The organism is Corynebacterium nuruki S6-4, from assembly GCF_007970465.1.
GTDB classification, from domain to species: domain Bacteria; phylum Actinomycetota; class Actinomycetes; order Mycobacteriales; family Mycobacteriaceae; genus Corynebacterium; species Corynebacterium nuruki.
In genome coordinates this window covers 2,045,122-2,058,699 of record NZ_CP042429.1, presented here as the reverse complement: position 1 = coordinate 2,058,699, position 13,578 = coordinate 2,045,122, and the positions used below count along the sequence as shown (strand labels likewise).

9 protein-coding genes are annotated in these 13,578 nt (G+C 69.9%); 6 read left to right on the top strand and 3 right to left on the bottom strand.

Annotation, left to right across the window (positions count from 1 at the left end):
* The first annotated feature begins 35 nt into the window (after positions 1 to 35).
* Both FSW06_RS09175 and FSW06_RS09170 read left to right on the top strand, forming a co-directional pair.
* The gene (locus tag FSW06_RS09175) at positions 36 to 2,579 is read left to right on the top strand and encodes a YhgE/Pip domain-containing protein (RefSeq protein WP_040430594.1); all 2,544 of its coding nucleotides are present in this window, start codon (positions 36 to 38) and stop codon (positions 2,577 to 2,579) included.
* Positions 2,576 to 4,714, top strand: a complete 2,139-nt coding sequence (locus tag FSW06_RS09170) for a YhgE/Pip domain-containing protein (RefSeq protein WP_010121549.1) — start codon at positions 2,576 to 2,578, stop codon at positions 4,712 to 4,714. The genes FSW06_RS09175 and FSW06_RS09170 overlap by 4 nt, the downstream gene beginning before the upstream one ends.
* An 11-nt stretch (positions 4,715 to 4,725) precedes the next feature.
* On the opposite strand, the gene FSW06_RS09165 is transcribed toward FSW06_RS09170, so the two are convergent.
* A complete protein-coding gene (locus FSW06_RS09165; protein WP_010121548.1) occupies positions 4,726 to 6,012 on the bottom strand; it encodes a lipase family protein in 1,287 nt (428 codons plus the stop codon).
* Between the two features lie 46 nt (positions 6,013 to 6,058).
* Positions 6,059 to 7,456 (bottom strand): HNH endonuclease signature motif containing protein, encoded by a 1,398-nt coding sequence (locus FSW06_RS09160; RefSeq protein WP_010121547.1) that lies wholly within the window; start codon positions 7,454 to 7,456, stop codon positions 6,059 to 6,061.
* Positions 7,457 to 7,604: 148 nt separating this feature from the next.
* Here FSW06_RS09160 and FSW06_RS09155 point away from each other — a divergent pair, with 148 nt between their 5' ends.
* Positions 7,605 to 8,729, top strand: a complete 1,125-nt coding sequence (locus FSW06_RS09155; RefSeq protein ID WP_010121545.1) for an oxidoreductase — start codon at positions 7,605 to 7,607, stop codon at positions 8,727 to 8,729.
* Positions 8,730 to 8,789: 60 nt separating this feature from the next.
* Positions 8,790 to 10,517, top strand: a complete 1,728-nt coding sequence (ctaD, locus tag FSW06_RS09150) for an aa3-type cytochrome oxidase subunit I (RefSeq protein ID WP_010121543.1) — start codon at positions 8,790 to 8,792, stop codon at positions 10,515 to 10,517.
* Positions 10,518 to 10,525: 8 nt separating this feature from the next.
* Here ctaD and FSW06_RS09145 read toward each other — a convergent pair whose 3' ends face one another.
* The gene (locus tag FSW06_RS09145) at positions 10,526 to 11,848 is read right to left on the bottom strand and encodes an alpha/beta hydrolase (protein ID WP_010121542.1); all 1,323 of its coding nucleotides are present in this window, start codon (positions 11,846 to 11,848) and stop codon (positions 10,526 to 10,528) included.
* 94 nt (positions 11,849 to 11,942) lie between these two features.
* Between FSW06_RS09145 and FSW06_RS09140 the strand changes: the two genes are divergently transcribed.
* Positions 11,943 to 12,497 (top strand): hypothetical protein, encoded by a 555-nt coding sequence (locus FSW06_RS09140; RefSeq protein WP_139024544.1) that lies wholly within the window; start codon positions 11,943 to 11,945, stop codon positions 12,495 to 12,497.
* Between the two features lie 101 nt (positions 12,498 to 12,598).
* Positions 12,599 to 13,558 carry a hypothetical protein gene (locus FSW06_RS09135; RefSeq protein ID WP_010121540.1) on the top strand — a complete coding sequence of 320 codons (960 nt, stop codon included), beginning with the start codon at positions 12,599 to 12,601 and terminating at the stop codon, positions 13,556 to 13,558.
* Positions 13,559 to 13,578: the final 20 nt, after the last annotated feature.

Below are 13,578 nucleotides of genomic sequence, written 5' to 3'. Positions count from 1 at the left end.
GCGGCCGGAGGCCGCGTCCTGCTAGCGTCACCGGGGTGACGGCAAGTTGGCGAGTATTCATCCGGGACCTGGCCCGCCTCTGGCGCACCCCGAAAGTGTGGGTGATCGTGGTCGGGGTGATGATCACCCCTGCCCTGTACTCCTGGTTCAACGTCGCGGCGTTCTGGGACCCCTACGAGAACACGGGGCACATCGGGGTCGCGGTGGTCAACGAGGACGAGGGCGGCTCCTCCGCCCTCACCGGACCACTCGATGTCGGCAGTCAGCTCACGGACCAGCTGGCCGACAACGACCGGCTCGACTGGCGGTTCATGGACCGCGACGAGGCGGACGACCAGATCCGCCGTGGTGACGTGTACGCCACGGTCACCGTGCCCGCCGACTTCACCGCGGACATCCTCAGCATGTTCCAGGGCACCTACTCGCAGCCCACCCTGACCTACCGGGTCAACGAGAAGAAGAGCGCGATCGGCCCGAAGATCACCGACCAGGGCGCGACCACCCTCGACGAGACCATCAACTCGGTCGTCAAGGAGAAGATCGCCCGGGTCGTCACCGACCGGCTGCGCACCGCCGGCGGCACCCTCCAGGGCGACCTCTCCGGGGCGGGGCAGGGCGTGGCGGGCGCCTTCGACGAGACCACCGGCACCCTGTCCGCCGCCCGCGACGAGTTCACCCGCATCCGCGACAGCCTCGGCAACGCCCGGCCCACCATCACGAAGACGCAGGACGCCCTGCGCTCGGTGGACACCACCCTCGGTGACGCGGCGACGGCGCTCGGCCAGGTGCAGTCGGTGATGGGGACCGTGCAGAAACAGGTCGCCGACTTCTCCGGCGCGGCCACCGACGCCTACGTCGGGACGACGGACGCGCTGGCGGACGGGACCGCGCAGGCGGACGCCGCCGTCGCCGGGGTCACCGGCGAGCTCGAGCGCGCCGGGGCGGGCATTTCGACGGCGACGCGGGAGGCCTCCGGCCTCGTCGACCAGGGTGACCGGGCCGTGCGCCAGCTGCGGCAGCTGCTCGGTGACGCGTCCCTGCCCCCGGCGGCGGCCCAGCCGCTGCGCGACGCCCTCTCCGACCTGGAGGACCGCACCGCCTCCGACCGGGAGCTGCTCGACGGGCTGTCCGGACTGCAGGACGACGCCTCCGCCTCCCTCGACGCGGTCCACGGCGCCTCGGACGCCCTGGCCCGCGCCACCGGCGACACCCGCGACCGGGCCCGCGGCCTCAAGGACTCGGTCGGGGACTCCCTGCCCGCCCTCAACGCGGCGATCAGCCGGGTCAGCTCGACCGCCGGCGGATTCGCCGCCTCCCTGCAGTCGCAGCAGACCCTGGTCCGCCAGTCCGTCGGCCTGCTCGACGGCGTCGGCCGCCAGCTCGACGCCACCGGCGGGGTGCTGGACCGGGTCGGCGGCGAATTCTCCGGGATCGCGGACGGTCTGGCCACGGCGCGGACCGATGTCCTCGCCCTTGTCGCGGCGTCCCGCGACGGGGTGCTGGGGACCGTGACCTCACTGGATTCGGTCGGGGTCTCCCGGTTCGTCTCCACCCCCGCCGAGGTCGACAGTCACCCGGTGTACCCGGTCGACCACTACGGGTCGGGGATGGCGGCGCTGTTCACCAACCTGTCGCTGTGGATCGGCGCGTTCATGCTGATGATCATCTTCCGCACCGAGGTGGACACGGCCGGGATCCGCCGCCTCACCGTCGGCCAGGCCTACCGGGGCCGGTTGCTGCTGCTGGCGGCGCTGGCGGTGGGGCAGGGCCTCATCGTCGGCATCGGCGACCTGCTCATCGGGGTGGAGACGGTGAACCCGGCCGCCTTCGTCGGCACGGTGGTGCTCACCGGGCTGGCGTACCTCGGCATCGTCTACGGGCTGGTGTCCGCCTTCGGTCATATCGGCCGGGGGATCGCGGTGGTGCTCGCCTTCCTGCAGATCCCCGGGGCGTCCGGCATGTACCCGATCGAGATGACACCGGACTTCTTCCGGGCGATCTCGCCGTTCCTGCCGTTCACCTACGGTATCGACGCCCTGCGGGAGACCATCGGCGGATTCTACGGCGACCACTGGTGGCGGGCGACGGGGATCCTCGTGGGCATGGCGCTGGTCGCCGTGGTGGCCGGCGCCCTGCTCAGCCGCCGCCTGTCGCATGTCAAGGCCCTGGTCAACGGCCAGCTGAAGGCCGGCGGCCTCATCGTCAACGAGGAGGTGCAGGTCGTCGGCAGCAGTTACCGGCTGACGGACGTCATCCACGCGCTGCGTGACCGGGACGGCTACCGGGAGGAGGTCGACCGGCAGTGGCGTCCGGTGCGGGAGCACTATCCGGCGCTGCTGCGCACCACCATCGCCGTCGGCGTGGCCGGCGTGCTGGTCCTCGGGGTGCTCGCCCGGGTCATCGACGACCAGAAGGCGCTGTTCTTCGGCCTGGTGAGCCTGTGGCTCCTGCTGACCGTCGCGGTCATCGCCGGGCTGGAGTACATGCGGCAGAGTTTCGCGCGCGCCCGGGAGCTCTCCGAGCTGCCGACCGCGGACCTGCAGGACGCACTCACCGACGGTAAGGACACAGCATCATGAGGAACATCCTGCACATCGTGCGCGGCGACCTCCGCCGCATCCGCCGCAACGTCATGACCGCCGTCGTGGTGTTCGGGCTGATCATCATCCCACTGCTGTTCTCCTGCTTCAACGTGCTCGCCAGCTGGGACCCCTTCGGCCGCACCGACCAGCTCAGGATCGCCGTCGCCAGTGCCGACGAGGGCCACGAGAGTGATCTGGCGAACCTGCGCATCAACCTCGGCGACCAGGTGCTGTCGCAGCTCAGCCGCAACGACCAGATCGACTGGGTCGTCACCGACGAGGACACGGCCGTCGAGGGCACGAAATCGGGGGAGTACTACGCCTCGATCGTCCTGCCCCCGGACTTCAGCACCTCGATGCTGACCTTCTACCTCACCGGTACCGAACCCACGCACCTCGCGCTGTACACCAACGAGAAGAAGAACGCCCTGTCCACGGTCATCACCTCACAGGGCGCCGACGGGGTGATCACGCAGATCAACGACACCTTCACCCGCATCATCAGCGACGTGGGCCTCGGCGTGATCTCCTCCCTGTCGGACTACCTCGACAAGGACGACACGAAGGTCGCCCTCGACCGGATCCGGGACCGGGTGGCCGGGCTCGGCGACCGGCTGCATTCGGTGGCCGGCACGACCCGCTCCCTGACCGCCCTGCTGGATTCGACGAAACCGCTGCTGACCGGGGCGGACGACATCGCCCGGGCGGCGGGGGCCGACTTCGGTGACCCGGGGACCGACCTCGGCGGCGGATCCGGGGCGACCGCCGACCTCGGTTCGACACTGAAGGATGCGACGGACTCGCTGGAGACCGCGCTCACCGCGACGGGCGACAGTTACGCGGCGGTGGGTGACCGGCTCGGTGAGCTCTTCGACCGCGCCGGGTCCGCGGGGTCCGGGACGGCGGCGACGTTCACCACCCTGGCGGACCGGGTGCAGCAGCAGACCGATGCCCTCGCCGCCCTGCGTGACCGGGTGGCGGACGCGACGCCCGGCGGCGTCCCCGCCCTGGACGCGGCCGTGGACCGCAGTGCCGACCTGCACGACCGGCTGGCCCGCACCGCCGACGACATCACGGCGGGGACCACCTCGGCCGCCCAGTCGCGGCAGCGGACCGCGGACGCGCTGAACCGGGCCCGGCAGGCGGTGGACGGCGCGGTGGCCTCCTACCGGCAGGACCTGAAGCCGCAGCTCTCCCAGCTCGGCGGCACCCTGGACTCGCTCGGCCGGAGTGTCTCCGGCATCCGCGACGACCTCGACGGCATCACGGCGGGACTGTCCGGGTCGCCCGGATCGGTGCAGGGGGCGCTGGACCGGGCGCGCACCACCACCGCGACGCTCGCGGACCGGCTCGACGGGCACGCCGCCCGCTTCGCCGACCTGGAGAAGGCGTTGGCGACCGCGGGGGAGACCGGTGACTTCTCCCGGCTCGCCGCGATCGTCGGCGACGATCCGGACGCCCTGGCCTCGCAGCTCTCCGCGCCGGTCTCGGTGGAACGCGATCCGGTGTTCCCCGTCGCCAGCTTCGGCGCGGGGATGGCGCCGCTGTACACGGTGCTGGCGCTGTGGGTCGGCGCACTGCTCACCGTGGTGCTCGTCCGGACCTCGCCGCCGCGGGACCGGGAGTACACGCGGACGCAGGCCTACCTCGGCCGGTTCGGCCTGTTCGCGCTGATCGGGCTGGCGCAGAGCACCCTGGCGGTGGCCGGCCTCGTCGTCTTCGTGCAGATCGGTGCGGTCCACCCGTTCCTGCTGCTGGTCAGCGGCTGGGTGACGTCGGTGGTGTTCATGCTCATCGTCTACACACTCGTGCTGTCGTTCGGCAGTGCGGGCAAGGCACTGTCGGTGGTGCTGCTGGTCATCCAGGTCTCGGGTGCCGGCGGTGCCTATCCGCTGCCGCTGCTGCCCGGCTGGTTCCAGGCGGTGAGCCCGTGGCTGCCCGCCACCTACGCGATGGACGCCATGCGCGCCGCCATCGCGGGCATGTACCGGGGTGACCTGTGGATCAACCTGGGCATGCTGCTGCTGTTCGCGGTTCCGGCACTCATCCTGGGACTGTTCCTGCGGCGGTTCCTGGACGGCTACAACCGGTCGACGAATGCGGCGATCGAGAAGACGAAGGTCATGTCCTGACGGCTGCTGACTCACCGGCAGGTCGTCGGTGCCGGCTCCCCGTTGAAACGGTCGAGGATCCAGTCGAAGGCGGTGACCGAGTTCGTGATCATCGGCAGGGCGTGGTTCACGGCGTTCTTCTCACCGATCTGCGGCAGCGGGTCGGCGACGAACTGCACGGTGCCGCCGAGCCCGCAGTAGTCCGCGGCGAGCTGCTCGACCGGGGCGTGCGGGATGACGTCGTCGTGGTCGCCGCTGAGCAGCAGCATCGGGGCGTTCAGCGGCCGGGTGCCGAGCCGGTAGTCGGTGCTGGTGAAGATGGCGTTGACCTGCGGGTCGTCCCGCAGGATGTCGGCGAGGGAGCGGCCGTCCTGCGTCAGGGTGCGGGTGTCCAGGTTCTCCCACTTCTGCACCGAGTTGCCGATGCACTCGTCGGCGGTGGAGGCGAGGAACTCCTTCCCCTTGTCGTTGAGGTACCGGTCCATCAGCGGGCGGAGTTCGGCGTGCCGGGCGAGCGCGCCGTTGAGGGCGTAGCCGAGCACGCCGCCGATGAGGTGGTTGTCGAGGGCTTCGGTGACGCTGATGAGGTCCGAGGGTGGTGCCCCGGCGAAGGTGCCCTTCACGTTCAGCTCCGGGGCGTAGGTCCCGGCGAGTTCCGCGGCGCCGGCGGAGGCACCGCCGCCCTGCGAGTAGCCGTAGAAGGCGACGGGGAAGCCGGCGGGTACGGCGGCCCGGGCGGCGTCCAGTGCGGCGTGTCCCTCCTCGGTGTGGTTGACGTAGGTGTGCTGGCCGGGTGTGCCGAGGCCGATGAGGTCGGCGACGACGACCCGGACCCCCATGGCGGCGGCCGCCGCGTAGAACGGGTACTCGTAGTCGAGGTTGATCGGCCCGTCGGTGCCCTGGTCCATCGAGGCGACGAGCAGGCCTGCGCGGGACGGGGCGCACCCGTCCCCCGCGCCGCGGGTGCCGGGGGAGAAGACGATGGTCGGGGTGGGGCCCTGGCCGGTCCACGGTGCGGTGGGTTCGATGACGGTGCCGGACGTCGCGACGGGGGAGCCGTCCTGCGTCGTCGAGGTGTACAGGATCTTCTGCGCGCCGCCGAGCCCCTCGGCCAGGTGGGGGGTGTCCTGGCTGCGGATGAGCGTGCCGGGCGTGTCCGGGATCTCGGCCGGCGGGGTGTAGAAGGGGTCGGTCGCCGGCTGGGCGATGCTCGGGTCGGTATCCACCAGTGACGGCGGGACGCCGGGTGCCGCGACAGCGGTGCCGACGGTCAGCGCTGCTGCGGTGAGGGTTGTGAGGGCGGTGCGCAGGAATGTCATGGGAGGAAACTCTAAGACATGTTCCCTTCAGAAATGACTGTTTCCGTCAGAAGGGTACGACCTCCTCGACGGCGGCGCGGGTGGCGGCGTTCCACGCGTCACGGGCCGCTTGATGTTCGGCCCGGGTCTGTACCTTCCGTGCGAGGTCCCGGGCGAAGGTGGTGACAGCCTCCGCCATCGGTCCGGTCGGCACGGTGGTGACGGTGTGGCCGTCGTCGATGCTGGTGGCGCTGACGGTGCCGTCGGGGTGGCGGGTGTAGTCGACCAGGCCGCGCGTCTTGGCGTTGTGGCACCGGCGGCACAGGCTCTGCATCCGTTCGGTGTCCGTGCGGGGTTCACTGTCGTAGCGGTGGACGTGGTCCGTGTCCGCGGTGGCGGCGGGACTCTCGCACCCGGGGGCCCGGCAGGTGCCGTCGATGCCGGCCAGCAGGGCTTTCTGGTTGTCGGAGGCGAACCGGCCGTCATGGGCGGAGTGCGAGGGCACGGTGAGGTGGGTGACCCGGCGGGTCCACCGGTCGGTGGCGACACGGTTCAGCCACCGGTTCTCCAGGTGCATGGTGCCGCTGTCGATGTTCCGGTAGCAGTTGAGGGTCACCCGGACATCGTCGACGTGGCCGTGGCAGAGTTCGGCGAACGCGGTGGCGCGGGAGGACCCGTGGGCGGCGGCGACCGCGTCGACGATACGGGTGACACCGACCGCCTCGTCGGCCGGCAGCGTCACGTGGAAGACGGTGAAGTCGTCGTTGCGGGTGTCGACGGCGAAGTCGGTCTGCAGTTCAGGTGGTGGAACGTCCTGCGCCTCCGGGTCGAGGGGGAGTGCGGCGGGCTGGTGGGTTCCGACGATCTCGGTGGCCGCCCGCCGCAGGATGACGGGACCGGGGACGGCCTGCGCCGGGCGGGTGGGGGTGAGCAGGTCGGCGAGGTCGGCGTCCACCGCGGCGAGGTGGTCGTCGTCGACGGCGCAGGTGACGTCGGCGAGGATGCGCAGCAGGTCGAGGCTGAATGCACCGCAGGAGACCGCGGCGCCGGTGAGCGGCATACGGCTGAGCATCGTCCCGACATCGCAGTAGACCCGGGCCTTCGACCGGGTGACCCCGAGGCGGCGGGCCGCGTTGGCGGTGGTGCGGTGGACCTCGTCGGAGCCGTCGGGTGTCAGCGCGGCGGCGAGGGTGAGGTCGAGGAGGTTCGCGGCGGTCTTGGTCGTCGACAACAGGTCAGGGTTGTCCTGCGTGGCCCAGCCTACGGGCGCGGCAGGGTCGAGGGAGTGGTCCGGTCCGGGGCGTTCGGTGGTGAGGGCACCGTCGGGGTCGTCGAGGCAGTGGGCGTACAGGCCGAGCAGGGTGTCGTCCCCGTCGGTGAGGTCACTGACGATCCTGTCGAACAGGGCGTTGAACGCCATCTGATGGATGGTGGTGCGGTTCGGTGTGGAAACGGTGGTGGTCATGGCGTCCCCCTGGGGCTCATGATCTGTGGTGGAAGGTGCTTTCCGAGGTACTGCAGTCGACCATACATGCTAACCGGAAACAAAACAAGTGTTCGGGCGGAACTGTGTTCCGCCCCGACGGCGCCCGGGGCCGCGTAGGCTGCGTCCCATGACTGAACCAGAGTTCAACAAGCCGCTGACAGCCGGACGCATCCCGCTGGCCAACCGCATCGTCCAGGCCCCCATGGGCCGGCTGCGCGCCGACCCGCAGGGCCGACCCGGAGACCTCATGGCCGAGTTCTACCGGCAGCGTGCGGGCATGGGGCTCATCGTCTCCGACGGCACCTCCCCCAGCCGCGACGGCCGGGTGTTCGTCACCCAGCCCGGCCTCTACGACGACGCCCAGATCCCCGGCTGGCGGGCCGTCGCCGATGCCGTCCACACCGCCGGCGGCCACATCGTCGCCCAGCTCATGCACGCCGGCTGGAACACCCACGAGGACGTCACCGGCCTGCCCGTCGTCTCCGCCAGCGCCGTCGACCACCGCGGCTGGGCGCACGACGCCCGAGGCAACCGCCTGCCGTTCGCCACACCCGTGGCACTGGACGCCGCCGGGCTCGACCGGATCCGGGCCGACTTCGCCGCAGCCGCGCGCCGGGCGGTCGACGCCGGACTCGACGGCGTGGAACTGCACGCCGCCAACGGCTACCTGCTCCACTCCTTCCTCGCCCCGAACTCGAACATCCGGACCGACTCCTACGGCGGATCCCCGGCGAACCGCGCCCGCTTCGTCACCGAGGTCACCGCCGCCGTCGCCGCGGAGATCGGCGCCGACCGGGTGGGTGTGCGCATCAGCCCCGGCATGACCATCCAGGGCGCGGTCGAGGACGATGACGCGGTCGCCGCCGAGGCCTATGCGCACCTCATCGACGGGTTCAACGCACTCGGCGACGGGACCGGCATCGCCTACCTCAACCTCACGCAGCCCGACCTCGCCGGCGACCTGGCGACCGGCCTCCGCGACCGGTTCCACGGCCCCGTCTTCGCCAACCGCAACACCGGCACGAAGGTCGCGAGCACCCGGCAGGACGCCCTGGACATCCTCGCCCTCGGCTACGACGCCGCCGCGGTCGGACGCCCCGCGCTGGCCAACCCCGACCTCGTCGCCCGGTGGACGGCTGCGGAAACGGATGCGGAAACGGCCGAGAACACCCCGGACCCGAAGACCTTCTACTTCGGCGGTGCGAGCGGCTACACCGACTATCCGACATTGCAGGAGGTGACCACCCCTTAACAAAGCCTGCGTGGCGTACTATTGTGGGAGAAGGTATCCCGGAGAGGCCGGGACCGGGGTATGACGACCCCGGAGGAGGAACGGCTGTCGAGGAGGCCGATCGTGACCACCACCCTTCCCGCAAGCTCCACCCGCCCTGCCCCGCACGGCGGACGGTCCCGCAAGGGCGGACATGCATGGGACATCCTGACGACCACCGACCACAAGAAGCTCGGGATCATGTACATCATCATGTCCTTCGGCTTCTTCTTCGCCGCCGGACTGATGGCGCTGCTCATGCGCATCGAGCTGTTCCACCCCGGCCTGCAGTTCCTCTCCAACGAGCAGTACAACCAGCTGTTCACCATCCACGGCACGATCATGCTGCTGCTGTTCGGCACACCGATCGTCTGGGGCTTCGCCAACGCCGTCCTGCCGTTGCAGATCGGCGCACCCGACGTCGCCTTCCCCCGGCTCAACGCCTTCGGGTTCTGGATCACCCTGTTCGGCGGTCTCATGGTCCTCTCCGGCTTCCTCACCCCCGGCGGTGCCGCCGACTTCGGCTGGACCATGTACATGCCGCTGGCGGACGCCATCCACTCGCCGGGCGTCGGCTCGAACCTGTGGATCGTCGGGGTGGCGATGACGGGTATCGGCACCATCGCCTCGGCGATCAACATGATCACCACGACCATCTGCCTGCGGGCCCCGGGCATGACGATGTTCCGCATGCCGATCTTCACCTGGAACATCATGGTCACCGCCGTGATCTCCCTGCTGATCTTCCCGCTGCTGACCTCCGCCGCCCTCGGCGTGCTCTACGACCGGCTGCTCGGCGGCCACATCTACGACGCCGGCAACGGCGGCGCCATCCTCTGGCAGCACCTGTTCTGGTTCTTCGGCCACCCCGAGGTCTACGTCCTGGCGCTGCCGTTCTTCGGCATCGTCTCCGAGATCTTCCCGGTCTTCAGCCGGAAACCGATGTTCGGTTATGTCGGACTGATCTTCGCCACCCTGTCGATCGCCGCCCTGTCCATGGCCGTCTGGGCGCACCACATGTTCGCCACCGGTGCCGTCCTGCTGCCGTTCTTCAGTTTCATGTCGTACCTCATCGCCGTGCCGACCGGCATGAAGTTCTTCAACTGGCTCGGCACCATGTGGAAGGGCCGGATCACCTTCGAGACCCCGATGCTGTTCGCCATCGGCTTCTTCGTCAGCTTCCTGTTCGGCGGTCTGACCGGCGTCATGCTGGCGTCCCCCGCCCTGGACTTCCACCTGACGGACACCTACTTCGTCGTCGCGCACTTCCACTACACCGTCAGCGCGACGGTCATGTTCGGGGCGTTCGCCGGCGTGTACTTCTGGTTCCCGAAGTTCACCGGGCGGATGCTCAGTGAACGACTGGGCAAGATCCACTTCTGGCTGACCTTCATCGGCTTCCACACCACGTTCCTGGTGCAGCACTGGCTGGGCAACATGGGTATGCCCCGGCGGTACGCCGACTACCTCGACTCGGACGGCTTCACCACGCTGAACCAGGTCTCCACGGTCGGCGCCGTGATCCTGGGTGTCTCGATGCTGCCGTTCATCTGGAACATCTTCAGCTCCTGGCGCTACGGCGAGGTCGTCACCGTCGACGATCCGTGGGGTTACGGAAACTCCCTGGAGTGGGCCACCAGCTGCCCGCCGCCGGTGCACAACTTCGACTCGATGCCGAAGATCCGCTCGGAGCGTCCGGCCTTCGAACTGCACTACCCGCACATGGTGAAGACCATGCGGGAGGAGGCGCACATCGGACGCCACTTCTAGGCGTCCGGTCACTGCCCGCTCTGCGGCAGGCCGCCCCACCGGACAACGTCAGGGAAGGTGGTGCGCAGGGCATCCCGCCAGAGGCCGAAGTCGTGGCCGCCCCGCGGCGTGGCCGTGGAGACATCCACCCCGGCCCGTTCCGCCGCAGAAGACAACGCATGCAGGGCATCGACTGCAGGACGGTCCCGGTGGCCGGCGATGAACCAGCCGTGCAGGCGGCTGTACCGGCCGTCGTCGGACCGGGTGTGGAGGAGATGTTCCGGATTGGCGTCCCGGTAGGCCTGCTCCGACCCGTCGAAGAAGTCCCGGACGGTGCTGTCGTGCTTCCGGTGCTCGTCAGTGGGGCGCCGGTCCCCGGAGAAGTCGAGGAAGCCGCCGTAGGTGTCCGGCGCGTTGGCGACCACCTGCAGCGCGCAGAGACCACCGTAGGAGTAGCCGCCGATCGTCCACCGGGACTGGTCGGGGTCCGCATTGAACCGGCTGAGCAGCCAGTCGGGCACGTCCCGGCTGAGGAACGTGCGGACCTTCGCCGTCGGTGAGTCGGTGCAGACCGGGTCGCCCCACGTCGAACCGGTGGCGTCCACCACGGCGATGATCGGTGAGAGTCCGCCGTGTTTCCGCTGGTAGTCGTGGGCGAGTTCGGTGGCGTGGCCACGGCTGATCCACTGCTCCGGTGATCCGGGAATGCCCCCCATGAGCACCAGCACAGGCAGTTGTGGACGGGGCGACGCGGACCAGGCCGGCGGCAGGTAGACATGGGCGTCCCGCGCGTGGAAACCCGAGGAGGGGGCAGGGACAGGCAGGGTGGTCAGCGTGCCGTACTCCGGAAGCGTCGTCGGCGCGTGCCAGTGGTCGACGGGGACCGCGTCCGCTACGGCCGGTGGAAGCTCATCGGCGGCGACCTCGCGGTAGGACGGTTCCGGATGCAGCGAACCGATATCGGGGAACATCCCGTACCCCGCGTTGACCAGCAGCACGGTCGTGAGGACAGCGCCCACCGAGGGAAATACCGTCCACCAGGCCCGGCTGCGACGGGTGACCACCGCCGTGCCGGTGAGGATCAGGGCCGCCCTGAGCAGGACACCGGCAGCGACCGCGGTGACGGGAATCTCGACCAGCGTGAGGTCGAGCGCGGCGACCGCGACCGCGGTGACGGCGGCGGGTACCGCGACGGCGACCAGAGCCGTCCACAGGAGCCGACCCACGGTCCGTCGGTCACGCCGCGGCCGTTGTGCGGCGACGAGCACGAGCAGGCAACCGACACCCACGGCGGCCAGGACGGTCACCACGGTGGTGCCGGTCAGTGGGAGGGAACGGATGAAATCAGGCATTGTCTGAGGTGGGTCGGCGTGTCCGGCAGGACGCCGGAAGACATGGTCAGGGGGGTCCATCCCTGATAGCGTTCTATCAATGATACAGGACGTGATGAGTGGTGTTCATGACGTGGTCACCACCGTGATCAACGACATCCAGACGTGGGTGGACATGCTGCCGCGCGCCCTGCAGGTCGTCGCGGTGTTCGTCCTGTCCGTCATCCCCGTTGTCGAAGGCGACATCGCCGCCGGTATCGGCATGGTCGCCGGCATCGACTGGGAGCTCACCTTCCTCGCTGCGACGGCGGGCACCGTCGTCGCCGCCTGGGTCACCACGCTGTGGGGTACCCGCATCGCCGCGATCCGGCAGACACGCCGGGCGGCACGACGCGCGGAGCGGGCAGAGCAGGAGGCCGGGGCGCCTGACGAGGTCGACGGCCGGCACCGGAACGCCGCGGTCCGCCTGCTGCGCCAGGTCGACCGGTACGGACTCGGGCCGGCCATGGTGCTGTGCGGATTCATCTCGCCCATCGCCGTCAACTGCTTCGTGCTCGCCCTCGCCGGCTACGACCGGAAACGCCTCCTGGTGTGGAGCGTGGTCAGTGCCGTCATCAACGTCGGCGTCGTCGTCGCCGGTGCCACGGGACTGCTCCACATCCTGCTGTGAACCGCGCTGCCGCCACCTGAGCCGCCACCTGAGCCGCAACCTGAGACCCTGAGGAGAACACCGTGCCCAGATATTCCGGAGGCGGGTCCTTCGTCCAGGCCATGGTGGTGACCGCCGTCGCCACGATCCTGGTCACCCGGGCCTACCTCGCCGCCACCGGCTATCCGCAGGTCGGCGGCGGCACCCTGCACATCGCCCACGCTCTGTGGGGCGGTGCGGCGATGACCGTGGCGATCGTCCTGCTGCTGTCGTTCATCGGGCGACGGGTCCGTCGGCTGTCCGTGGTCATCGGCGGTATCGGGCTCGGTCTCTTCCTCGACGAGGTCGGCAAGTTCCTCACCAGGAGCAACGACTACTTCTTCACGCCGGCGATCTCGGTGATGTACGTCGTCTTCGTCCTCCTGCTCCTCGTCAACCGGTTCATCCAGGACTCCCGCCTGGGTTCACCCGCGGGGCATCTCGCCGCCGCCACCAGCCTCGTGGCGGAGTGCGTCGGCTCCGGGGTCTCCGACCGGCAGCGCACGGTGATCACCCGGTTGCTTGACGACGCCCGGCTCAGCGGTGCGGACCCCCGCGCTGTCGCCGCCGTGTCAGGGACACTCGACATCCTGCCGCGGCGCGATCCCGGGCCGACGGAACGGCTGCGGCAGTCCGTGGCGGCGCGCATCCCCGTCGACATGGGGCGGCGGACCGGACGACGGGTGACCGTCGTCGCCGCCGTGCTCATCAGTCTGTTCAGTGCCGGCGGGGTGGTCTCCTCCGTGCTCACCGTCGGTGAGGACATGCGTCCGGGGTCCGGGGCCGCCGTCACCCAGATCGGCCAACTGTGCGGCTCAACCCTCGCCTTCCTGCTCTGCGCCGGCGCGGTCGTCCTGCATCTGATGCGCCGGGGCGGACTGTGGCCGCTGCGCCTGCTGCGCGCGGCGTCCCTCGTGACGGTTCTGCTCACCGAGATCTTCAACTTCGTCGCCGAGCAGTTCGGGGCGCTGCTCAACGTCGGCGTCGGGCTGCTGACCTTCCTGGTGTTCAGTGCGCGGCTGCGGACCGCGGTGATCGGATGATCGGGGGTGGGGGCCTTTCG